Source organism: Sporosarcina sp. FSL K6-1522 (assembly GCF_038622445.1).
In the GTDB taxonomy this organism is placed as follows: domain Bacteria; phylum Bacillota; class Bacilli; order Bacillales_A; family Planococcaceae; genus Sporosarcina.
The window spans coordinates 359,955-382,725 of record NZ_CP152019.1 but is presented as its reverse complement, the minus strand read 5'-3'; the positions used below and the strand labels follow the sequence as shown (position 1 = coordinate 382,725).

The window sequence follows — 22,771 nt, the reverse complement described above, 5'->3', positions numbered from 1 at the left end:
GAGGATTTTTCATGATCATAACTGTCACTATCAATGCTTCAGTGGACAAGTATTATAGGGTTCCGACGTATTTATCTGGGAAAGTAAACAGAGTGGACAAAGTGATTCATACTGCAGGTGGAAAAGGGCTGAATGTGGCACGGGTCATCCATGCACTTGGTGTTCCTGTCAAAGCGGTAGGGATTATTGGTGGGCATAATGGGAATCTGATTTGTGATTTACTATCACAAGAAGGAATTGATTTTGACTTCATGCGCGCACCAATTGAGTCTCGTAGTTGTATAAATATTATAGATAAAAACGGGCAGTCGACTGAATTGTTGGAATCAGGTAATGAAGTGAATGACGAGGTGATTTCTAGATTCCTAACGTATTTTGAACAGATGCTTACAGGTATAGAGATTGTTACATTATCGGGAAGCGTGCTAAAAGGGATGCCGGAAACGATATATAGACAACTCGTTTCTATTGCTAAAAAGAAGCATAAAAAAGTCATTTTAGATACAAATGGTGAGTATCTATTGCATGGAATTGAGGGTTCCCCGACGATTATTAAACCGAATCGACAAGAAATTGAGCACATCATGGGCGTGGAAAATGCGACTATCGAACAATTAGTAGAACATTGTTTGTCATATGTTGAGATGGGTGTGGAAAAAGTACTTGTATCACTCGGTCATGAAGGCGCCTTACTCGTTTCAGAAGAAGGGGTATGGAAAGGTTGTCCGCCTAAATTGGAAGTCGTCAATACGGTTGGATCTGGAGATTCGATGGTGGGCGCTCTTGCCGTTGGCTTGCAGCAACAAATTTCCCCGGAACAATTGTTACGTAGCGCAATTGCAGTATCGGCCGCAAACACACTAACGGAAAAAACGGGTGAAGTTAGGAAGGAAGATATCTCCTCAATTTATAATCGAACTCAGGTTACTACATTACGATGAGAAAAGGAGCAATGGGACGTATGGATATGTTGAAAAAGTTATTTTCATTGGAAGGTAGAACGATATTAATAACAGGTGGTTCAAGAGGAATCGGCCGAGAAGTGGCGGAGCATGTTGCTGCGGTAGGCGCAAATATCGTTATTTTTGATATTCAAGGAGACAAAGCAGCAGAAGCAGCAACTGAAATTGCTGAGAAATATGGTTGTCGAACATTTTCATGTGAAGTTGATGTAACTGATTATGAAGGAGTAAATCGCTGTTTACAACAAGCTGTGGAACGAATGGGGAAAATTGATTTACTCTTTAATAATGCAGGTATCGTCATTCAGAAACCAGTCATTGAATCGACTCCAGAAGAATGGAATAAAGTCATTGACGTTAATTTAAATGGCGTCTATTATGTAGCACAGCTATTCGGAAAGTATTTAATAGAGAATGGCATTAAAGGGGCGATTGTTAACACGGCCTCCATGTCAGGACGTATCGTCAACTATCCGCAGCTTCAAGCATCTTATAATACGTCGAAGGCGGGAGTTGTCCATCTGACGAAATCACTCGCATATGAATGGGCTCCACATAATATTAGAGTTAACTGTATAAGTCCAGGATATATGTTTACAGAGCTGACTTCTTTTGTTAGAGAGGATTGGCGAAATCAGTGGGCTGAATTGACACCGATGAAACGATTAGGAACACCAGAAGAGTTAGCTGGAGCCGTTATCTATTTACTATCTGACTCTGCTTCGTTTGTCACAGGAAGTGAGCTGGTGATTGATGGCGGATTTACGATTATATAAACTATTTTTTTGAATACTATTGAATTATTAAAAAAGTCATTGAAAACGCTATCACTAAGTTGTATAGTAGTAATACATTGTATTGTAGTAACATTACAATACAATGACCTAATAAGAAAACAAAACTGGGGGGTATATTCATGAAAAAGTACAAATTTTCTCTTGTTGCAGCGCTTCTTGCGATTTTGCTAGTTTTGGCTGGGTGTAGTGATTCATCAGGTACAGAAGGAACAGATGGTAAAAAAGAAGGCAATAAAGACGGTGGAGATAAATTTAAAATTGGATTTGCCATTAAGACACAAGATTCACCTTACTTCGTTTCACTTGTTGAAGCAGTGAAAGAATACGCTGAAGAAGAGGGCTGGGCAGTCACGGTATTGGATGCAAACGGGGATACAGCAAAAGAAGCGGAAAATATTGAGACATTTATTGCACAAGGCGTAGATTTAATTTACTTGGATGCTATTGAACCGGATGCAGTCGTACCAAGTATTAATAAAGCAGCTGAAGCAGGCATCGGCGTCATCAACTTGGATAGCGGTGTTGGTGAAGAAGCAGAGGATATTACGACTGTTTATTCTGATAACAAACAAAATGGGCGTCTTGTAGGACTTGCTTACGCAGAGAAAATGGGCGATGAAGAAATCACTTCTATCATTTTGAGTGGTGCAAAAGGTAACGTTGCTGGTGGAGAACGTCGCACAGGTTTATTTGCAGGGATTTTGGAAGGAAAGCTTGGCGTGTCTGAAGAAGAAGCTTGGAAACTTGCTGGGGAACTGGATGACCAGTTGACATCTAAAGGGAAAGCATCTAATGCAGAAGCGAAATTCTCTGTAGTTGGACAAGGTTGGGGAGCTTGGACGGAAGAAGAAGGCTTGAAAGCAGCTGAAGACTTAATCACTGCGAATCCGAATTTGACAACTGTTCTTGGCGAGAACGATCAGATGTTATTTGGTGCAATGACAGCACTTCAAAATGCCGGTATTGAAAAAGTTGATATTGTAGCGGCAGCTGACGGTGCGAAAGAGGCTTATGATTTGATCAAAGAAGGAAAATATTTCGCAACGGGTGAAAACAGTCCGTATAAAGTAGCTCAATTAGGTATCAAAATCGGTAAAGAAATTCTTGTTGACGGTAAAGATCCAAAGAGCTATGACGAGATTACTTTAACAGAACCAGCAGCTGTTACAAAAGACAATGTAGACGAATATTACGAATTCGGATTCTGATTTCTGTTTAATTGGACAACTCAATAATTTTGGAAATCCTCTCGCTCACTGGGAGGATTTCTTTATAAGACCAAACAGACGAAGGGAAGGAGATGTGTCATGGTGACTTCCGATTACATTATAGAAATGAACCATATATCCAAAAATTTCGGAGGTGTTAAAGCTCTGGAAGATGTACATATGAATGTCATCAAAGGAGAAATTCATGCCTTGATTGGCGAGAATGGAGCAGGTAAATCAACCCTGATGAAGATCCTAGCGGGTGCTTATGCCAAAGATGCAGGCACGATTGTGATTGATGGACAAGAAGCAACGGTTTCTACACCACGGTCCATGATTGATTTAGGTGTCTCAGTCATTTATCAAGAATTTATGTTAGCCCCTGACTTAACGGTCGCGGAAAATATATTTATTGATAAATTAAATGAATCTGGGTTATTCATCAACTGGAAAGATCTAAAGAGAAGGGCAAAAGAACAATTATCGAAAATCGGATTTGGCCACATTGATCCTACTAAAAAAGTCGGTGAATTAAGTGTTGCCTATCAACAGATTGTAGAAATTTGTAAATGTCTTGCGAAAAACTCAAAGGTTCTTGTTTTTGATGAGCCGACAGCTGTTTTGACTCATTCAGAAACTCAAAATCTCCTAGAGTTGATTAAAAAATTGAAAGCAGATGGTGTGACGATTGTCTATATTTCACATCGCCTAGAAGAACTATTTGCCATCAGCGATAAAATCACGGTATTAAAGGATGGCAAGTATGTGGATACCGTCGAAACTGCTCAAATAACAAAAGAGCAGTTAGTTACCTTAATGGTTGGTCGGGAAATCGAACAACTATTTCCAGAACGAAATGCAACGATTGGCGAGGAAATTCTGCGCATTGAAAATTTATATACAGCTGGTTTAGTGGAGGATGCATCTTTCTTTTTACGAAAAGGAGAAGTGCTGGGGTTTAGTGGATTAGTTGGTTCTGGACGAACAGAAACGATGCGTGCCATTTTTGGAGCGGATCGAAAGACGAAGGGGAAAGTCGTATATTTTGGAGAAGAAGTTGAAATAAAAAATCCGAAGATGGCCATTAAATTAGGCATCGGATTATTACCGGAGGATCGAAAGACACAAGGCCTTCTTCTTAAACAGCCGATTCGAATCAATACGACCCTAGTTTCGCAACAACGAAATGGCTTCATTAGCCATCAAAAAGAGAAGAATCGAGTAGAGGAGTTATTGGCTCAGATTGCTACGAAGTATGGATCGACGGAAGATAATGTAGATAGCTTGAGTGGGGGAAATCAACAAAAAGTGGCATTGGCCAAATGGTTAGCAATTGAAACAAAACTGCTTATTTTCGATGAACCGACCCGTGGAGTTGACGTAGGCGCTAAAACGGAAATTTATCGAATCATCAATGGGCTAGCTGAAGAAGGTGTAGGAATCATTATTATTTCTTCAGAGATGGCAGAGATAATTGGCACTTGTGATCGAGCAATTGTCATGCGAGAAGGGCAAATTTCTGGTGAGTTATCAAAAGAACATCTCACTGAAAATAACTTAATTAAATTAGCTATGGGGGTTTAGCACCATGACAGCATTCGGTAAGAAATTCAATTTGAAGGAATTCATCATCAATAACAATACGTTTATTATCTTATTGCTATTGATTATCGTGAGCGCTTCGTTATCAGATACATTTTTGACAACGATGAACTTGCGTAATATTGCTTTGCAGCAAGCAGGTCCGATTTTGGTTGCAATCGGTTTGTTGTATGTCATTTTGGCGGGCGGTATTGACTTATCTGTTGGTTCTATCATGGCTGTTGGGGCAACTGTATCTGCCATCATGATTACCGATTTTGGTATGCACTTCTCCGTTTCGATTGGTGTGGCGGTTTTAATTGGCTTATTATTTGGTGCGTTTTCTGGCATACTCGTAGCTTATCTGGGGATACAAGGGTTTGTTGCCACGCTCGCCACGATGACGATTGCTAGGGGAATTGCCTTCGTCATCACGGAAGGACGCCCGGTAAAAATCGAGTCCGGTACGATTAGTTTATTGGTGAGTAAAGATTTCATGTATCCGATTATTATTATTACGGCTTTGTTGATTGTTATTTTTACGATTATTCAGCGCTATACAGGGTATGGACGTAAAGTGGTGGCAATTGGTAGTAACGAAACGGCTTTACAGTTAGCGGGTGTACGAACGAAACAATATGTCATGTCAACTTATGCACTTTCAGGGGCACTGGCAGCATTGGCAGGGGTATTCGTGGCTGCCCGATCTTCTACAGGCAGTGCGACAATTGGGATGGGGCAAGAACTAGATGCCATTGCGGCGGTTGTCATTGGAGGAGCGAGCTTGATGGGTGGAAGAGGCTTTGTATTGAATACAGTTGCTGGAGCGCTCATCCTGGGTCTAATCGGAAATATTATGAACTTGATGGCGGTACCATCTTATCCGCAAGACATTATTAAGGGTGTCATCATTATTGCGGCAGTATTATTGCAAATCATGACAAGTAAGAGAGAACGCACGGTGTAGCAAATTTTTGAAGGTAAATGGTAGGAGCGTGATTAAATGAAAACAGTAGTTGTTTCAACGCAGGGGAAACTGGAAGTCTGGGACGTGGAACGCCCTCAAATTACAAGTAAACAGGCTATGGTAAGAACAGTCAGTTGTGGGATTTGCGGTACAGACGCGACACTCATCAAACAATCATTTAAAGGGTTTGACTCTGCATCGTATCCGCTGACTCTTGGCCATGAAGGTGTTGGTGAAGTAGTGGAAGTAGGGGATGAAGTTACAAGCTTTGAGGTTGGCGATTTGGTTGTCCTTCCATTTGTTCCGAACCTTATACATGATGGGCAGACACTGCACGCTGGTTGGGGCGCGTTTAGCGAATATGGTATTATCGACGACTTGGAAGCATACGCACCGGGTGAAGCCCCTGAAGTTGCATTCGCACAGAAAAAATTGCCGACGTTTATAGATAAATATGAAGCGCCTGTCCTCGTTACATTAAGAGAAGTATATAGTTCCATTCGTTATTTCAATATTCAGCCGGGAGAGTCGATTGTTGTATATGGAAGCGGCCCGGTAGCGATGGCGTTTATCAAGCTGCTAACATTGCTTGGGATAAAAGATATAGTTGCTGTCGTTCGAAGTGAAGAGAAAAAGCAATTACTTGAGAAACTTGGTGCGAAGGTAAGTATTAATAGTTCACAGCATGAAATTCGGAAGAGATTATTAACGGTTTATCCGACAGGTGTAAATTATGTGTTGGATGCGGTTGGTTCTGAGAACATTATGAACGAAGCCATTACACTATTGAAAGATCGTGGAGAAATTCTGTGTTACGGTGTACCGAAAGCGAATAGTATGAATTTGAATTGGGAAAATGCACCCTACAATTGGAAGCTAAACCTTCAGCAAATGCCTTATAAAGAAGAAGAAGGTGCCTGCCATGACCAAATCATTCAATGGGTGTTTGAAGAGAAGTTGCAGTTAAGCGATTTTATTTCGGAAATTATTGATTTTGAACATATAACAGAGGCGTTCCAAGATTATCTAGCTGGTAAGAAGACGAAAAAAGTGATTATCAAATATACGTAATGGGGCGATGATATGAAGATGAAGCAAGCGATTATGACGGAACCAGGAAGCATCGTATTCCAAGACGTCGACATTCCTGAAGTGGGGAATAAAGAAATTAAAATTAAGATTAAAAGTATTGGCGTTTGTGGTTCTGATATCCATGTGAATCATGGTAAGCATCCATATACTTCGTATCCTGTTGTGCAAGGGCATGAAATTGCTGCAGAAGTGAAAGAAGTCGGCAAAGATGTTACGGGAATCAAAGTAGGGGATAAAGTGACCGTCCAGCCGCAAGTAGTATGTGGCGAATGTTATCCTTGCCGTAATGGAATGTATCATGTGTGTGAAGAACTCAAAGTGATGGGCTTTCAAACGACGGGAATGGCCAGTGAATACTTTGTAGTCGATGCAGAAAAAGCGATTATCCTGCCAGATTCTTTTTCATGGGAAGAAGGAGCAATGATTGAACCATTAGCTGTGGCGGTTCATGCTGTTCGGCGTGTCCCTTCTATTGAAAACAAGAATGTAGTTGTAATAGGTGGGGGGCCAATTGGAAACTTAGTTGCGCAAACAGCAAAAGCTTTAGGTGCCAAGCAAGTCGTAGTGTCTGAGTTAAGCGCAACGCGTCTTACAATTGCACAACAATGCGGTTTAGAAACGATTGATAGTAACGAAGAGGGTCTTTCTGAAGGGATCGTTCGTTACTTTGGTGACAGTAAAGCAGATGTTATTTTCGAGTGTGTCGGCTCTAGTTACACTGTAGCTCAGTCGATTGAAGTGGCGAGAAAAGGGAGCACAGTCGTTATCGTAGGTGTTGTTTCTGATTTAACAAAAGTGAATATGGGATTTGTTCAAGATCATGAATTAGCGATTTTAGGTAGTGCGATGTATCAAACTGTTGATTTTAATCGAGCGGTAGAATTGATTAAAGCACAACAGATTAACCTACAATCACTCATTACCAATCATATAGAGTTTGAGGATTATTCCGAAGCCTATTCGATTATCGATACACAGAAGGATCTCGTAATGAAAGTAATAATAGATATGGAGAAAGAACAACAGTAAATGAATGAGAGAGCTTGAACTGAATTATAATGTAATGACATAGTGATGTAGTGTAAACATAAAATTACCTGAATGAAGGTGAACACATGAAACCTAAAATACTAATTACACCCAAATCATTTCAAAAGTATAAAATGAAACCAATTGAAATGCTGGAACAACAAGGCTTTGAAGTGTTAGAAAACACAACGGGCCGCACGTTTACAGAAGAGGAAATCATTGAAGTTGCCAAAGAGGGAGTCGTTGGCATTATCGTCGGCGTAGATCCGCTACCTGCACATGTACTGGAATCGTGTGCCCAACTGCAGGCTGTTTCAAAATACGGAGTGGGAATGGATAATATCGATTTGGAGAAGGCGCAACAGTTGGGGATACAAGTACAAAATGCGATTGGCACAAATAACATCTCTGTCGCAGAGTTGACGATTGGTCTAATGTTTGAGAGTGCACGTAAACTTTCCCAATCTGTGCAAACCGTTAAGGCAATGGGATGGGAGCGTGTGATTGGCTGTGAACTGACGGGGAAGCGTGTAGCTGTAATCGGCGGAGGACAAATAGGAAAAGAAGTTGCTAAACGATGTAGAGGGCTTCAAATGACTGTGACCATTTATGATCCGTATTTTAATGATCAAGCATTTCTTGACGAGTTCAATGTACAACGTTCCGAACACTTTGATGACGCAATTCGCTCGGCCGATTTTGTCACGCTTCATTTGCCGGTGACAACTGCAACGAAGCATATCATCGATGCAAAAGTATTTAGTGACATGAAACCGACCTCTATTTTAATCAATACCGCACGCGGGGAATTAGTGGATGAGCAAGCATTATTTGAGGCGTTATCAACTGGACAAATTGCAGTGGCAGCTCAAGATGTCTATTCTCAAGAGCCTCCTGTAGAAGGCGATCCATTGGTTGCACTCCCTAATTTTATTTTAACGCCGCATATTGGGGCTTTTACACAAGAGTCGGTGGAACGAATGGCTATCGTCTCCACACAAAATCTACTCAATATGTTAGAGGATGAGGTGTGAGGATGGAGACATTCAATTCGTCAGCGCATATCACAACCGTTAGAGGCGATATCCAGCCATCAGATCTGGGAATCTGCCATAGTCATGAGCATTTATTTATAAAAAAAGGCTATCCTGAGCAACTAGATTCGTCATTGGTGTTGGATGATTACGCCAAAACGAAAGAAGAAGTACAACGATTTCAAGCGTTAGGTGGCAAGACCATTGTAGACGCTCAGCCAGTTGGGAGCGGTCGAAATGCCGCTTGGTTACAACAATTATCTGAAGAAACAGGCATTCACATTCTGGCTTCAACGGGCTTTCACAAGCTTGGATTTTATTCGCCTGAGCATTGGATTCACGAAGCTTCGATGGAAACGCTTGTCGAATTATTTATGGATGAATTACAAATGGGCATGTTTGCTGATGGTGAAGATGGGTGGCCACAGCAACGGATACAAGCAAAAGCAGGGCTCATTAAAACAGCAACCGATATGGAAGGAACGGCGGGGCCTTATTTCCGTCTGTTCAAGGCGGCAGCAAAGGCTGCCTATGAAACGGGGGCTCCCATTATGAGTCACACCGAACTCGGCTATAATGCCATGGATCAACTCATGCTTTATATGAGCTTAGGAATTCCAGAGGATCAATTAATCCTTTGTCATCTCGATCGAAAAATCGAAAATGAAGAGTATTTGCTACATGTTGCAAGTATGGGCGTTTATATAGAACTAGATACAATCGGACGATTTAAATATCATTCTGATGAGGAAGAAGTGAAGTTAATCGGACGGTTGCTGGATAACGGTTTTGAGGACCAACTATTATTGGGACTTGATACAACAAGGAACCGCATGAAGAGCTACGGAGCGACGATTGGATTGGACCATTTGCAAGGAACTTTTCTCAAACTCCTTAGGCAATCGGGCGTTAGTGAAGAGCGCATTCATAAAATGATGCATGTAAACCCTGCAAAAGCTTTCAGTAAACGATAAGGGAAGGATTGATAGGCTTGATTTTACCTGAAAAAGCAACTGTACCAACGATGTATTTTATAGGGGTGACGACAACAAAGTCCTCTATTATGAAGCTTTTCCCGGAATGGGCAAAAGCATTGGGATTGGAAAACGCTGTGCTAAAAGGTATTGATATGGAAATCCATGCCAATCCTGAAGATTATAGAAAAGTAGTCGAATTTATAAAAAATGACGAGCTGTCAATGGGAGCTTTGGTCACTACGCATAAGATTGATTTGTATGAGGCTGCAGAAGACTTGTTTGATTACTTAGATCCGTTTGCGCAAATGTTTGGCGAATTATCGTCCATTTCTAAAAGAGATGGAAAACTTTGCGGACATGCGAAAGATCCGATTTCAAGCGGTTTGGCATTGGAAAGCTTTGTGCCCGTTAATTACTGGAATGATCATCGAGGCGAGCTATTTATCATCGGAGCGGGCGGAAGTGCAATTGCCATCTGTGCATATTTGTTGGATCCAAAAAATGGTGAAAATATCCCATCGCGAGTCGTTGTTGCTAACCGTAGTCAAAAACGTTTGACTGAAATAGAGGAGATTATACAAGAAGTAAATCCTAAAGCAACTGTTGAATATCATTTAACACCGGAATCTGTGCAAAACGACAAACTGTTAGAAGGATTGAAACCACATTCTTTGGTAGTCAATGCGACTGGACTTGGAAAAGACCGACCTGGTTCACCGTTGACGGATAACGCGGCATTCCCACAAGACAGTTTGGTTTGGGAATTGAATTACCGTGGCGAATTGGATTTCATGCATCAGGCAATTGCACAAGCCGAACAGCGTCATCTACATGTAGAGGACGGCTGGATTTACTTCATCCATGGCTGGACACAAGTGGTTGCGGAAGTGTTTAACGTAGAAATTATTGGCGAGAAGTTTGCTCAAATTGAACAAATATCTAATCAAATGAGATAACAATTGGAGGAAGTTAAGATGACATTAAAAGAAAAAGCATATGCAATTAATTTTGATTTGGCGACAGGACTTTCCGAATCGAAAACGTCTACGAAACGTTATTTAGCTGATATGAAAAAACTATTTAATCATGTAGAACTCTTGGAGGACTCTATCCAGCAAGGCAATAATCATATGGTTTATGAATACTACAGCGTTGATGCGGATGTACCGAAAACAGACGGTGATCTTCATTTCGGAACTAGTATCGTTTACCCGGGGAAAGTAGGGGACGAATACTACATGACAAAAGGGCATTTTCATGAAGTGTTAGCGACTGGGGAAGTGTATTTATGTCTGAGTGGAGAAGGATATATGCTTATGGAAAACCCAGAAGGTGACTGGCAAATTGAAAAATTTATTCCTGGGCAAGCAGTACATGTACCGCCACGTTATGCGCATAGAAGCATTAACATTGGCAACGAGCCACTAGTCACATTCTTTACATTCCGGGCGGATGCAGGACATGATTACGGTACAATCGAAACAAAAGGCTATCGTAAACTGGTTGTAGAGAAAGATGGACAGCCTGAAATTATTGATAACCCGAATTGGGAACAATGAGGGGGATACTATTGAAACGAAAAAGAGACATACTAACCAGTATTGAAGAAAGCGGTCTGGTAGCGGTTGTGCGCGCAGACAATGCTGAAAAAGCCAAACGAATCACAGAAGCGTCTTTTAAAGGCGGTGTAGCTGCAATCGAAATTACGTATACTGTACCGGGAGCTACGGAAGTGATTAAAGAGCTCGTGACCGAGTTTCGGGATGACATCATTGTTGGAGCAGGTACGGTCTTAGATCCAGAAACAGCACGCATCGCTATTCTTGCAGGTGCACAGTACATCGTGAGTCCTTACTTGGACGAAGAAACAGCGAGATTGTGCAATCGTTATCAAATCCCTTACATGCCTGGCGTTATGACCATTAAGGACGTGGTGAAAGGATTGGAAACAGGTGCTGAATTATTGAAAGTCTTTCCGGGGGAACTTTTGGGGCCGAAAGTCATCTCTGCCATTAAAGGGCCAATCCCTCAAGCCAGTTTGATGCCAACGGGCGGGGTCAATGTCGATAATGTTGGTGAATGGATTCGTGCCGGAGCTGTCGCTGTTGGAGCTGGTGGTAGTTTAATCGGAAAACCGGATGAGCAAGGCTATGAGCAAATTACGGAAACGGCAAAAAGATTTATTGAACAGATTAACATCGCAAGAAATAACTGAATGATAGAATAACAAAGACTCATGTTAATCTACATCAAGGAGGCAGTTGTGTGGATAGTATTATCTTTGATTTGGATGGGACGCTATGGGACTCACGTAAAACAGTCTCCAAAGCCTGGACAGAGGTTGTGAAAAATGCCGACGATGGGCAAGGAGAAATTACAGAGGAAGATTTAAAAGGAACAATGGGGCTGCAAATTCCGGATATCGCCAAAATTGTTTTTGATTATTTAGATGAGACAAGGCAGATGGAAATGATACTCGAATGCTGTCGCAATGAACGTTTATATTTACTAGAAGAAGGTGGGGAATTATACCCGCGTTTAGAGGAAGTGCTTCAGATTCTTTCAAAAAAATATAAACTATTCATCGTTAGCAACTGTCAGGAAGGTTATATCGAAGCATTTTATGAATATCACGGCCTTGGGGGATACTTCCAGGACTTTGAAAACCCTGGCAGAACAGGCCTTAGTAAAGGACAAAACATTCAGCTCATTATCGAACGAAATCAATTATCCTCACCAGTCTATGTAGGTGACACGCAAAGTGATCAGGATGCTACAACATACGCAGGCATTCCTTTCGTCTATGCAGCTTATGGATTCGGACAAGTAACGGATTATGACTATAAAATCAATCAGATTGGGGACTTACTAGAGCTTTTTGGTTGAGAGGATACTAGGGAAGTAGAACCTTTTTTGGTACCTGTAAAAAAATCAAGGCATACACTAATGACGTATGGAGAAAACAGGAAGTCAGCAGATGTACGATGTTGTTGACTTCCATTTTCTTGATGCGAAACAACTTTTTATACTAAACCCTCATGCATTTCGCCTCATACGCTTATCTATACTCCTGTAAATCATCTACTTCATTCCCTTATGCACAAACGGACAGACCCCTTGAATTGGCACGGCATCATCCCCGATAAAAAACTGTTTCCATTCATTATGCGTTGGATCCCCGAAATGGCTAATGTCGGGATGTTTCGGTAGCTGATCCCACACGGCAACACGTTCACGAACTTTTTCTCGTGACATCATGCCGCCTGCTTCCGTCCCTTTCAAGCCTTCAAAAATGCGCCTCGGCTGAAATCCAAGCACCATTGAATTGCCGAGATGCCGCGTTTTTCGCTGTTTATAAGCCGGTGTATTACCAAAAACAAAAATTGGTTCCCCGTGAAAATGAAAATCCCACAGATAATGTTCCGGGTCCCGTGGACTTTCCACAGGCCATTCGATCTTGTCTACCTCATGCAAGTATTGAAGAATCGACCAAAATTGCTTACGATAATCATCCAAAGCACCTTCTGTTGTAAACGGCTCCACAAAGACAAAAAGACCATGCCGTTTATGCGCAGGATCATTGAAAAGGGCCAAAAATGCCGTTAACGCACGCGGTAAATTCGACCAGTCATCCTGCGTCACATAGGCATAGCGTAGTTCACCCTTCAATTCGCCATTCATCCCGAAATAACAGGGAAACGTCCTATCCGTAACGGTTTGATGGAATGTCTGGTATTCATTCAACAACCAATTGGGCAAATCGGTGCGCCATGTGAAATCTTCTTTGGTTAATAAAGTCTCCGTTACTTGAATCATTGTGTTCCCTCCGTATTGATAAATTTTTTAGAAGTATTCATCAAGCAATCCCATACAGAATAGAATACGTTGTGATAGGTCGTGTTATGTTAGTTAGAATAAAATGTACTTTGTTCATAATAAAAAAAGCACCCTTAAGGATGCTTTAGTTATGTTGTATTAAACCGTAAACCGCGCCATATCGGTTTGGAGCGTTTCCGCAAGTCCTGCCAGCGTTTGGGCACTTGACGATATTTCTTCATTGGTCGCAAGTTGTTCTTCTGTGGCCGCACTTGCTGATTGGGCTTCTCTAGCTGCTTGTGTGGCAAGTTCCTCAATTGTGCTGGATTCACCCGAAATTTTATCGGTCATTGTTCGAATCGATTCGATTTCACTAGAGACGGTGGCGAGTTTCTGGCGCATAGTAGTTGCGGCTTCTTCAATCTGATGAAATACGTCTTCCGTTTTTTCAGTTACCACAAAACCTTCTTCAACTTGTTGACTGCCGTCTTTTGTATCTGACACGGCCCTTTCTACATTTTGAATCATCATGTCAATCATTCGACCGATGTCCCTAGCAGACTGTTTGGATTGTTCGGCAAGATGACGTACCTCATCTGCAACAACGGCAAATCCTTTTCCATGTTCACCAGCCCTGGCAGCTTCAATGGCCGCATTCAACGCCAATAAGTTGGTTTGTTCCGCAATCGCTGTAATGAGTGCTGTCACCTGTCGAATTTGTTCAGAATGCGTAGCCATATCACCAATCGTCTCGGAAGATTGTCCGATGGTTGTCCGAATGATGCTCATTTGTTTGGTGAAATTGTGCATGAGCGTTGCACCATCGCTTACAAGGCGTACGACTTCATCAGTGGAGATGAGCAAAGCTTCATTATCCCCAGTGATTTGGTCAATACCTGTCACCATTTCGCCCATGGAAACCGTCGAATCCTTCACAGTAGACGTTTGCAGTTCACTTGCCACCAAATTACGCTCGGTAATGTCTGCGACCATTTCAGAGGCGGCAAGGCTTTGTTGCGAGCTAGCGGACAATTCTTCAGCGTGCTCCGCAAGTTGGCTAGCGGAATGTCTGGCGTTGGTGATGATTCCGCGCAAATCGCCGACCATATCATTCAAAGCATCTGCCATTTCCCCGAGTTCGTCTTGATTACGAATGTTCACAGGCTCTACAGAAAAATCTCCAGTAGCTAGCTGTTTCAGCGCTACTGTCATCGTTCCGACGGGGCGTGCGATGCTGCGGCTAATCAGACGCGCAATGATGATGCTTATGACAATGGCAATCCCCATCAGGCTAGCAATTAGGATACGAATCCATTGCAAGACATCTTGCAATTCTTGTTCCGTCTTCACTTGCTGATTTGCTTGATGTTCGATTAATTTTCTTATATTTTCCGTAATTGCAGTTTCGTATAGCTCCCCCTCGGAAGCGACTTTTGACGCACTTTCCAGGTTGCCTTCTTGCACATCTCGAATAACAATTTCGCTAATCTGTTGATAACTTATTAGCGCCTCTTGCACTTCTTTTAGTAAATCTCGCGCGGAAGGGGTACGGACGAGCTGATCTAATTCTTTAATCGTCGCTTTAGTGATATCCAGCACTGCTTGTCGTCGCGTTAAATACGCTTCATCTTGATAGATAATATAACCAGAAATGTTTTTGGCGTCCTCATTTTGATTAGCTAATAACTGCTCAAACAACACGACTTTTCGTATTTTATCGTCGATTAAATAACGGTATTCCTCATTCAATTTCGTCAATGTCCATAATCCGGATGCACCAACGATGATTAAAACAACTAAAATGGATGAAAAACCAATCCATAATTTCTTTCCTACAGTGATTCGCATGTCCTATTTTCCTCCTATGTACATAGCTATTTATAATTATAGTATGTAGGAATAAAGTTATTTGTAATGATATTGTAAAGATTGTTAAGGGGGGATGTTTGGAGACTATAACGTCTCTATTATTATGATTTTTTCTGTGTTTTATTAAGAAGGTGTTGATTAATGATATAGTGCTTGCAATTCAAAGGGTGAATAGTTAGAATAATCACAATGCGGTTATGGTTACTGAACGAACAAAATGATTCTATGCAGGGCGACGTTTCGAGCAAGTCATCAGATGACCTTATGACATAGTGTATAGATTTGTTAAAAGGTATGAGAATTTTAGTATCTAGTAGAGATTATTTGGTTTGGGAGAGATAAAAAAGATGAAAAGCAGACGGATTCAAACGAAAAAAATCTATGAGGAAGTGGCTGACGCACTCATTACAATGATCAAAAATGAAGAATTATCTCCAGGCGATCGATTGGAATCTGTTGAACAGCTTGCGCACAACTTTGACGTGAGCCGCTCTGCAGTGAGAGAAGCGCTTAGTGGCATGCGGGCAATGGGCTTAGTCGAGATGCGCCAAGGCGAAGGGACTTTTGTCTCGAAATTCAACGCTTCCAACTTTACCTTGCCTGTAACGGTGGGGATGTTGTTAGGGAAGGAAGATATTAAGGAATTGTATGAGGTGCGTAAAATCCTCGAAGCCGGGGCGGCAAGATCAGCTGCACTCTACCATCAGGAGGAAGATTTACGTCCAATTGAAAATGCCATTGAAGACATGAAGAAGGCCAACCAAAATGGTGAAATTGGTGAAGAGGCCGATATGCGTTTTCATACTGCAATCGTGAATGCTACGCATAATCAGATTCTCATTCACTTAATGCGTTCGGTTTCGGAAGTGATGATTAACGTATTACGAGAAACGCGAGAGGTGTTAATTTATTCAGAGAAAAAAGCCGTTTCCTTAATGAATGAACACCAATTAATCTATGAGGCGATTAAAGAAAGGCAGCCAGAGCAAGCACAGCAGTATATGCTAGATCATTTGCAAAATGTCGAGAAGTCGTTAGAGAAATATATGGATTTTAGAAAATAAGTAGAGGTGACTAAAATGAAAGTCTCGTTATTCATTACCTGTATGGCAGATATTTTCGCTTCAAATGTTGGCAAAGCCACCGTTGAAATCTTGGAACGAGTGGGGTGTGAAGTTGATTTTCCAGATACCCAAACGTGTTGCGGTCAACCTTCTTACAACAGTGGGTATGTCGAGAAGACGAAAGAAACGATGAAGCATATGATGAGGGTATTTCGAGATTCAGAATACGTTGTTGGACCATCTGGGTCTTGCGTCGCGATGCTACGCGAATATGAAGAGATTTTTCGTGGAGATCCAGACTGGGAAGAGGAAGCAAAGAAACTCGCGCGCAAGTCATTTGAACTTACACAGTTTCTTGTGGAAGTGCTAGGACGGGGAGATGTCGGTTCTACGTTTAAGGGAAGAGTAACCTATCATCCATCTTGTCATATGACGCGGCTGTTGGGTGTTAAGGATGCACCTAAGCAATTATTGGAGAATATTGCAGGTGTTGACCTTGTCAATCTACCACAAGGTGAAGATTGCTGCGGCTTTGGCGGTACTTTTTCCGTTAAAAACGCCGTCATTTCGGGGCAAATGGTACAAGAAAAGGCGGATCATGTTGTGGAAACGAAAGCGGAGTATTTAGTCGGTGGAGACATGGCTTGTTTAATGAACATCGGTGGACGCCTATCGAGAGAAGGACGAAACGTAAAAGTTATTCACATCGCTGAAATTCTAAATCATTGTGAGGGAGAGTGACGAAGATGAGTATTCGTATTGGTACGGGTTCATTTGAAAACCGTGTGCAAGATGGTATCGACAACGATTTCATGCTAAACTCCGTTGCTTCTGCCCAAGGGCGATTTAGAAGTCGGCGAGCGAATGCGGCAGAGGAATTAGGCAACTGGGAAGATTGGCGTTCGCTGGGAGAAGAAATCCGAACGCATACGCTGCAACATCTTGATTACTATTTACAGCAATTAAGTGACAACGTCTCCAAACGAGGGGGACAGGTCTTTTTTGCCGAAACAGCCGAAGATGCGAACGCCTATATTCAAGAAGTCATCAAGCGAAAGAATGCCAAAAAAGTCGTAAAAGCCAAGTCGATGGTGACCGAAGAAATCGGTTTAAATAAAGCTTTGCAAGAAGTCGGCGCGGAAGTAGTGGAAACCGACTTAGGGGAATGGATTTTGCAGTTGAGCGGAGACGTCCCTTCTCATATTGTCACACCTGCATTGCATTTAAATAAAGATCAAATCAAAGAAACCTTTACAGAAACACGAGGTTACGACAAATCGAACGCTCCAGAAGAACTGGCATTATTCGCCCGCGAGCAACTGCGGAAAGACTTTTTGTCAGCAGATGTTGGGATAACCGGCTGTAACTTTGCCGTCGCAGAATCAGGTGCTGTAACATTCGTTACGAATGAAGGAAATGCTCGCCTATCGACAACCTTGCCTGAGACGCAAATTTCAGTCATGGGAATGGAACGCATTGTGCCTACATGGGAAGAGTTAGATGTTCTAGTGAGCTTATTGACAAGAGCGGCGGTTGGGCAAAAGCTAACGAGCTATGTCACCTCCATTACGGGCACGCGTTTAGCAGGAGAAGTCGATGGTCCTGAAGAATATCATTTGGTTATTGTAGATAATGGTCGGTCCAAAATTTTAGGAACGGAATTTCAATCGGCCTTACACTGTATTCGCTGCGCGGCTTGTATTAACGTTTGTCCGGTTTACCGTCACATTGGTGGTCATGCATATGGCTCCATTTATCCAGGGCCAATCGGGGCGGTACTGACGCCATTACTCGATGGTTATGAAAAACATAAAGAACTGCCACACGCTTCTACGCTATGTGCTGCATGTACAGATGTTTGCCCGGTCAAAATTCCATTGCATAAACAACTGATTCGCCACCGTGAAATCATGGTCGAACAAAAAATTTCATCAACAATTGAAAAAGTAGCGATGGATGGATTTGTGAAATGGTCCACACATCCGGCCGCATACAAAATGAGCACAGCACTAGCGCGAACGGCATTTAAGCCATGGACAAAAGACGAAACTTTATCAACAGGGCCGGGTCCTTTAAAACAATGGACGGCACAACGGGATTTTCCTGCACCAAGCAAACAAACTTTTCGATCTTGGTTTAAAGAACATCGAAAAGGAGAGAAGCCACAATGAGCATTCAAAATCGGGAAGCCTTTTTAAATAAACTCGCCAACAGCCTAGGAAGACCACGACTGACAGAAGGTGTCGAGCGTCCCAAATGGAGCCTGACCCCGCAGTGGGACGTCTACAAGAACTACTCACAAGATGAATTAGTCGACGTCTTTGAAAAACAATGTGCAGTTATTCATACGAAATGTAAGCGGACAGATCGAGCAGGACTGTCCACAATACTTAAAGCAGTCATCGAAGCGCATGATGGGAAGAAAGTGATTGCTGCAAACAATCATCGGAACAAGGACTTTGGTGTCGATGTTATTTATGAGGAACTGCAGAACGATGGCGTCGACGTACGACTCTGGGATTCGGCAATCGGGAAAGAAAACCAGGTCTTCGCAGAACAAGCCGACATCGGTATCACATTCAGCGACATTACACTCGCAGAATCCGGCACATTGACGTTGTTTAACGACAAAGACAACGGTCGTTCCATCAGTCTATTACCGAGAGTACACGTCGCTATAATACCCAAAAGCACACTCGTTCCACGCATGACACAAGCCGTCAAACAAATCCACGAAGCTAACCAACGTGGGCAAGCCGTATCATCGTGCGTCAGTTTTATATCCGGCCCAAGTAACAGTGCGGATATTGAAATGAGCCTGATTGTTGGTGTACATGGACCGGTAGAAGCAACTTATATTGTTGTGGATGATTGACGAATGAAAAACGCTCATTTTCTGTTTTATTAATAGAAAATGGGGAGTATGTGATAAGAACATCCGAGTGCCTGTTACCACAACACTATAAAACTCGAGTATAGACTCCTAGGTGAACTCATATAAAAATATGCAATGATTCAACATATTGCTTATTAGCGAGCAGTATGATAACAGCTATTTAATCATGGAAACAAACTATTTCGCGTCCCGCTTATTGAAGGTTCAATAAGAAATATAGACACCTGGTTTTGAAAACATTCCGTATTGTTTTCAGAACCAGGTGTTTATTATCTTCATTATATCCAATCCGGCTTGAAGGGTTATTGTAATTTTTTTCGAAGTTGTTCGGCTGCAAATAATGCTTCCTTATCTTGAGCAATCTCATCAGGTTTGTTTCCTTCACCAATGATATATCCATCAAAACTTATCCCTATAAAATCAAAAATATGTTGGAACTGCTGGATCATTGGTAAACCTTTCATGTAGGGATTATCTCCACCCACCGCAATTACATATGCTCTTTTTGGGGACATTTGTTTTTTAAAATCTGGGTATTTTGAGTCTCTCAATGTCTGAGACCATCGATCAACAAAGTTTTTCATTGTTCCCGTCATGCTATACCAATAAATCGGCGTAGAAAAAATAAGAATGTCATGTTGAAGAATACGATCAATAATGGAATTATAATCATCATCGATTTCCGGAAACCCTTCCTTTGTATGACGCTTATCTACTATAGGTTCAATCAAATGATCCTTCAGATATATTTCTTCCACGGTTAATCCTTGAATGACTTTCTTCGTTAACGTCTCTGTATTGCCGTTTGGACGGTTTCCACCGTAAAGAACTGCAATGCTCATGATTCATCATCCCTCCATATTGTTGTCATTTAGTAATTCTACAATTTATATTATATAATGAGATTGAAAATCAATAAAACGGATTATTTCGATTGAATCAATCGAAAAAAGCGATTTAGGAAAGGTGAATTAATTGGAGAACAAACAACTGATTACCTTTAAGGTAGCTGCTGAAACCCTGAACTTTACCCAAACGGCTAAAATATTGAATTTTGCTCAATCGAGTATAACTGCCCAAATGAAATCACTTGAAGCTGAACTTGGAACTCCGTTGTTTGAGCGTTTAGGGAAGCGGCTAATTTTGACAGAAGCCGGGCGAAAGTTTCAATTATACGCAGATAAAATGATAAAACTAAATGAAGAGGCAAAGATGGCTGTAGGTGGAGATAAAGAACTTTCGGGAACCATTATTATTGGGGCTCAAGAAAGTCAGTGCACTTACCGGCTACCACCAATACTCATGGAGTTTAAAAAACAATATCCTAACGTTAAGGTCATCTTTAAACCAGCACATTCTGACGAAATGGCCAGAAGAGAGCTGCAGGAGGGTTTGCTGGATATTGCGTTCATAATGGATACATCGAAGCCTGGAGATACATTACGAATAGAGTATCTTATAGAAGAGAAAATCAAAATGGTTGTTTCCCCAGATCATCTTTTACTTGCGAAATCGGAGATTAGTCCAAAAGAACTTGAAAAAGAAACATTTTTACTTACTGAATCAGGATGTTCCTATCGCACCCTTTTGGAAGATTCTTTCCGTTCAGTAGAAGTCTACCCAAAAAATAAATTTGAATTCGGTAGCATAGAAGCCATCAAACAGTGTGTGATCGCGGGATTGGGAATTGCGGTACTTCCGGAAATGGCAGTCGAGGAAGACATTAGATTGGGAAAAATGAAGGAATTGGCATGGGTAAACACCCTATCACCTGTTTTTACCCAGATTGCATGGCATAAAGATAAATGGATGACTCCCCCGTTGCAAGCTTTAATAGAGTTAACCCATGAAACCTTTAAGGCTAAGAAGGCTGGTATTGATGAAGTTTAGTCTTTTGCTCAAAAGTGAAGAATGCCGTTTAGCCTCGACAGGCGTTGGTCGACTAAAATCGACATGTCCCGAGAGGCAGGCATTTGGAGTCTGGACGAGAGCAAGCTCGAAAAAATTTTGCGTTAATTATGCCGGGGCGTAATTGATGCAAAATCAACGGTGACAGCTGCTCGCCTGCCCCCATTCACCTATACTCAATCAAAGACATTGACATTTAGCTACATCTGCTATAAAATTATCTTGAATTCGAGATATATTTTCGTTGAAGTATAAACTGAAAACCATAAGCACAAATTGACCATACATTGGAGGAATAAAGATGAATCATTTAAAAGGTATGCACCACGTAACAGCGATTACCAGTAGCGCAGAAGAGAATTACAAATTTTTCACATATGTATTGGGCATGCGATTAGTAAAGAAAACGGTAAACCAAGATGACATTCAAACGTATCACCTGTTCTTTGCAGATGACGTGGGCGGCGCAGGGACGGATATGACATTCTTCGATTTCCCAGGCATTCCAAAAGGGACGCATGGCACAAACGAAATCTACAAAACCGCTTTCCGTGTTCCAACGGACGCTGCATTAGATTATTGGGTTAAACGCTTTGATCGATTAGATGTTAAGCATGACGGTATTCAAGAGCAGTTTGGTGTCAAAGTACTATCATTCGTTGATTTTGATGACCAGCAATACCAAATGATTTCAGATGAAAACAACAAAGGCATTGCATCGGGTACACCGTGGCAAAAAGGACCAGTTCCATTGGAGTACGCTATTACTGGACTCGGGCCGATTCATATTCGGATCGCTGAATTTGATTATATGAAAGAAGTATTGGAGAAGGTTTTATTATTCAAAGAAATCGCCCAAGAAGGAGACCTTCATTTATTCGAAGTAGGAGAAGGTGGAAATGGTGCACAAGTCATCGTTGAGAAAAACACGGTGCTCCCTCCAGGTCGACAAGGTTATGGTACTGTTCACCACGCTGCATTCCGTGTGGAAGACCGTGCCGTGCTCGACGAATGGACAGAACGCATCGAAAGCTTTGGCCTACGTACATCAGGCTATGTCGATCGCTTCTTCTTCGAATCATTGTATTCAAGAATGGCACCGGGCATCCTATTCGAATTTGCAACAGATGGCCCAGGATTCATGGGCGATGAACCATACGAAACACTTGGCGAAAAACTATCGTTACCACCATTTTTGGAACCGAAACGCGAACAGATTGAAAAATTAGTGCGCCCGATTGATACGGTGAGAAGCACGAAGGAATTTATGAAAGAATAATAATGAGACCTTTCATGCGTTTGTTTGACGTGTGGGAGGTCTTTTACGTTATGGGGGACAAGGCCAAATTGGCTACAAAGGCTTTGATGTACGAATTATAACGATGTTAGCTACCAGTAGCTGTGATACGATAAAAGAAAGATAAGAGGATACTTTTCGAGTAGTTACACAGGTGCTTACTAAACTTCTACGGTTGAAAAATATATCTTCATTCAGCAAATCTTTTTGTACTGAAAGCGAAGCGTCGGCTACAGAAAACTCCCACCTCGATGAGTGATGTGATGAATGCGGT

At 41.8% G+C, this 22,771-nt stretch carries 22 protein-coding genes; 19 read left to right on the top strand and 3 right to left on the bottom strand.

Features of this window, described 5'->3' with window-relative positions; translation table 11 throughout:
• Positions 1-11: 11 nt before the first annotated feature.
• The 13 genes from pfkB (at position 12) to MKY34_RS01770 (ending at position 12,533) form a co-directional block, all read left to right on the top strand.
• Positions 12-941, top strand: coding sequence for a 1-phosphofructokinase (gene pfkB, locus MKY34_RS01830; protein ID WP_342513558.1), 930 nt, complete (start codon positions 12-14; stop codon positions 939-941).
• A 20-nt stretch (positions 942-961) separates the two neighbouring features.
• Positions 962-1,738, top strand: coding sequence for a glucose 1-dehydrogenase (locus tag MKY34_RS01825; protein WP_342513557.1), 777 nt, complete (start codon positions 962-964; stop codon positions 1,736-1,738).
• Positions 1,739-1,878: 140 nt separating this feature from the next.
• A complete protein-coding gene (locus tag MKY34_RS01820) occupies positions 1,879-2,967 on the top strand; it encodes a substrate-binding domain-containing protein (protein WP_342513556.1) in 1,089 nt (362 codons plus the stop codon).
• A gap of 99 nt (positions 2,968-3,066) precedes the next feature.
• The gene (locus MKY34_RS01815; RefSeq protein WP_342513555.1) at positions 3,067-4,551 is read left to right on the top strand and encodes a sugar ABC transporter ATP-binding protein; all 1,485 of its coding nucleotides are present in this window, start codon (positions 3,067-3,069) and stop codon (positions 4,549-4,551) included.
• A gap of 4 nt (positions 4,552-4,555) precedes the next feature.
• Positions 4,556-5,515, top strand: a complete 960-nt coding sequence (locus MKY34_RS01810) for an ABC transporter permease (protein WP_342513554.1) — start codon at positions 4,556-4,558, stop codon at positions 5,513-5,515.
• Positions 5,516-5,551: 36 nt separating this feature from the next.
• A complete protein-coding gene (locus MKY34_RS01805; RefSeq protein WP_342513553.1) occupies positions 5,552-6,586 on the top strand; it encodes a zinc-binding dehydrogenase in 1,035 nt (344 codons plus the stop codon).
• Positions 6,587-6,598: 12 nt separating this feature from the next.
• Positions 6,599-7,636 carry an alcohol dehydrogenase catalytic domain-containing protein gene (locus MKY34_RS01800; protein ID WP_342513552.1) on the top strand — a complete coding sequence of 346 codons (1,038 nt, stop codon included), beginning with the start codon at positions 6,599-6,601 and terminating at the stop codon, positions 7,634-7,636.
• Positions 7,637-7,722: 86 nt separating this feature from the next.
• Positions 7,723-8,670 (top strand): phosphoglycerate dehydrogenase, encoded by a 948-nt coding sequence (locus MKY34_RS01795; protein WP_342513551.1) that lies wholly within the window; start codon positions 7,723-7,725, stop codon positions 8,668-8,670.
• 2 nt (positions 8,671-8,672) lie between these two features.
• Complete coding sequence (locus tag MKY34_RS01790) at positions 8,673-9,644, top strand: hypothetical protein (RefSeq protein WP_342513550.1); 972 nt, start codon at positions 8,673-8,675, stop codon at positions 9,642-9,644.
• Between the two features lie 17 nt (positions 9,645-9,661).
• The gene (locus MKY34_RS01785; RefSeq protein ID WP_342513549.1) at positions 9,662-10,603 is read left to right on the top strand and encodes a shikimate dehydrogenase; all 942 of its coding nucleotides are present in this window, start codon (positions 9,662-9,664) and stop codon (positions 10,601-10,603) included.
• Between the two features lie 18 nt (positions 10,604-10,621).
• Positions 10,622-11,206 carry a glucose-6-phosphate isomerase family protein gene (locus MKY34_RS01780; protein WP_342513548.1) on the top strand — a complete coding sequence of 195 codons (585 nt, stop codon included), beginning with the start codon at positions 10,622-10,624 and terminating at the stop codon, positions 11,204-11,206.
• An 11-nt stretch (positions 11,207-11,217) separates the two neighbouring features.
• The gene (locus MKY34_RS01775; protein ID WP_342513547.1) at positions 11,218-11,862 is read left to right on the top strand and encodes a bifunctional 2-keto-4-hydroxyglutarate aldolase/2-keto-3-deoxy-6-phosphogluconate aldolase; all 645 of its coding nucleotides are present in this window, start codon (positions 11,218-11,220) and stop codon (positions 11,860-11,862) included.
• Between the two features lie 50 nt (positions 11,863-11,912).
• A complete protein-coding gene (locus MKY34_RS01770; RefSeq protein WP_342513546.1) occupies positions 11,913-12,533 on the top strand; it encodes an HAD family hydrolase in 621 nt (206 codons plus the stop codon).
• A gap of 195 nt (positions 12,534-12,728) precedes the next feature.
• Here MKY34_RS01770 and MKY34_RS01765 read toward each other — a convergent pair whose 3' ends face one another.
• Together MKY34_RS01765 and MKY34_RS01760 are read right to left on the bottom strand one after the other, a co-directional pair.
• On the bottom strand, positions 12,729-13,463 hold the full coding sequence (locus tag MKY34_RS01765; protein ID WP_342513545.1) for a YqcI/YcgG family protein: 735 nt from the start codon (positions 13,461-13,463) through the stop codon (positions 12,729-12,731).
• Between the two features lie 159 nt (positions 13,464-13,622).
• Positions 13,623-15,311: a methyl-accepting chemotaxis protein gene (locus tag MKY34_RS01760; RefSeq protein WP_342513544.1), complete on the bottom strand. Its 1,689-nt coding sequence runs from the start codon at positions 15,309-15,311 to the stop codon at positions 13,623-13,625.
• Between the two features lie 368 nt (positions 15,312-15,679).
• On the opposite strand from MKY34_RS01760, the gene MKY34_RS01755 reads away from it, so the two are divergent.
• The 4 genes from MKY34_RS01755 to MKY34_RS01740 are packed head-to-tail and all read left to right on the top strand — an operon-like array spanning position 15,680 to position 19,271.
• Entirely contained in the window at positions 15,680-16,396 is a 717-nt protein-coding gene (locus MKY34_RS01755; protein ID WP_342513543.1) for a FadR/GntR family transcriptional regulator, read from the top strand.
• A 15-nt stretch (positions 16,397-16,411) separates the two neighbouring features.
• Complete coding sequence (locus MKY34_RS01750) at positions 16,412-17,137, top strand: (Fe-S)-binding protein (RefSeq protein ID WP_342513542.1); 726 nt, start codon at positions 16,412-16,414, stop codon at positions 17,135-17,137.
• Positions 17,138-17,142: 5 nt separating this feature from the next.
• Positions 17,143-18,567, top strand: a complete 1,425-nt coding sequence (locus MKY34_RS01745) for a LutB/LldF family L-lactate oxidation iron-sulfur protein (RefSeq protein WP_342513541.1) — start codon at positions 17,143-17,145, stop codon at positions 18,565-18,567.
• The gene (locus tag MKY34_RS01740) at positions 18,564-19,271 is read left to right on the top strand and encodes a lactate utilization protein C (RefSeq protein WP_342513540.1); all 708 of its coding nucleotides are present in this window, start codon (positions 18,564-18,566) and stop codon (positions 19,269-19,271) included. Before MKY34_RS01745 ends, MKY34_RS01740 begins: the two co-directional genes overlap by 4 nt.
• 323 nt (positions 19,272-19,594) lie before the next feature.
• Here the strand turns inward: MKY34_RS01740 and MKY34_RS01735 are convergent, their stop codons facing one another.
• Entirely contained in the window at positions 19,595-20,134 is a 540-nt protein-coding gene (locus MKY34_RS01735) for a flavodoxin family protein (RefSeq protein WP_342513539.1), read from the bottom strand.
• A gap of 133 nt (positions 20,135-20,267) precedes the next feature.
• Here MKY34_RS01735 and MKY34_RS01730 point away from each other — a divergent pair, with 133 nt between their 5' ends.
• Positions 20,268-21,182, top strand: a complete 915-nt coding sequence (locus MKY34_RS01730) for a LysR family transcriptional regulator (protein ID WP_342513538.1) — start codon at positions 20,268-20,270, stop codon at positions 21,180-21,182.
• A 319-nt stretch (positions 21,183-21,501) separates the two neighbouring features.
• Positions 21,502-22,479, top strand: a complete 978-nt coding sequence (locus MKY34_RS01725) for a ring-cleaving dioxygenase (RefSeq protein ID WP_342513537.1) — start codon at positions 21,502-21,504, stop codon at positions 22,477-22,479.
• Positions 22,480-22,771 lie beyond the last annotated feature (292 nt).

Bases quoted from the DNA above. Each gene is read 5' to 3' on its own strand.
- pfkB (WP_342513558.1), top strand. From the start codon at position 12: ATGATCATAACTGTCACTATCAATGCTTCAGTGGACAAGTATTATAGG.
- MKY34_RS01825 (WP_342513557.1), top strand. From the start codon at position 962: ATGGATATGTTGAAAAAGTTATTTTCATTGGAAGGTAGAACGATATTA.
- MKY34_RS01820 (WP_342513556.1), top strand. From the start codon at position 1,879: ATGAAAAAGTACAAATTTTCTCTTGTTGCAGCGCTTCTTGCGATTTTG.
- MKY34_RS01815 (WP_342513555.1), top strand. From the start codon at position 3,067: ATGGTGACTTCCGATTACATTATAGAAATGAACCATATATCCAAAAAT.
- MKY34_RS01810 (WP_342513554.1), top strand. From the start codon at position 4,556: ATGACAGCATTCGGTAAGAAATTCAATTTGAAGGAATTCATCATCAAT.
- MKY34_RS01805 (WP_342513553.1), top strand. From the start codon at position 5,552: ATGAAAACAGTAGTTGTTTCAACGCAGGGGAAACTGGAAGTCTGGGAC.
- MKY34_RS01800 (WP_342513552.1), top strand. From the start codon at position 6,599: ATGAAGATGAAGCAAGCGATTATGACGGAACCAGGAAGCATCGTATTC.
- MKY34_RS01795 (WP_342513551.1), top strand. From the start codon at position 7,723: ATGAAACCTAAAATACTAATTACACCCAAATCATTTCAAAAGTATAAA.
- MKY34_RS01790 (WP_342513550.1), top strand. From the start codon at position 8,673: ATGGAGACATTCAATTCGTCAGCGCATATCACAACCGTTAGAGGCGAT.
- MKY34_RS01780 (WP_342513548.1), top strand. From the start codon at position 10,622: ATGACATTAAAAGAAAAAGCATATGCAATTAATTTTGATTTGGCGACA.
- MKY34_RS01765 (WP_342513545.1), bottom strand. From the start codon at position 13,463: ATGATTCAAGTAACGGAGACTTTATTAACCAAAGAAGATTTCACATGG.
- MKY34_RS01760 (WP_342513544.1), bottom strand. From the start codon at position 15,311: ATGCGAATCACTGTAGGAAAGAAATTATGGATTGGTTTTTCATCCATT.
- MKY34_RS01755 (WP_342513543.1), top strand. From the start codon at position 15,680: ATGAAAAGCAGACGGATTCAAACGAAAAAAATCTATGAGGAAGTGGCT.
- MKY34_RS01750 (WP_342513542.1), top strand. From the start codon at position 16,412: ATGAAAGTCTCGTTATTCATTACCTGTATGGCAGATATTTTCGCTTCA.
- MKY34_RS01745 (WP_342513541.1), top strand. From the start codon at position 17,143: ATGAGTATTCGTATTGGTACGGGTTCATTTGAAAACCGTGTGCAAGAT.
- MKY34_RS01740 (WP_342513540.1), top strand. From the start codon at position 18,564: ATGAGCATTCAAAATCGGGAAGCCTTTTTAAATAAACTCGCCAACAGC.
- MKY34_RS01735 (WP_342513539.1), bottom strand. From the start codon at position 20,134: ATGAGCATTGCAGTTCTTTACGGTGGAAACCGTCCAAACGGCAATACA.
- MKY34_RS01725 (WP_342513537.1), top strand. From the start codon at position 21,502: ATGAATCATTTAAAAGGTATGCACCACGTAACAGCGATTACCAGTAGC.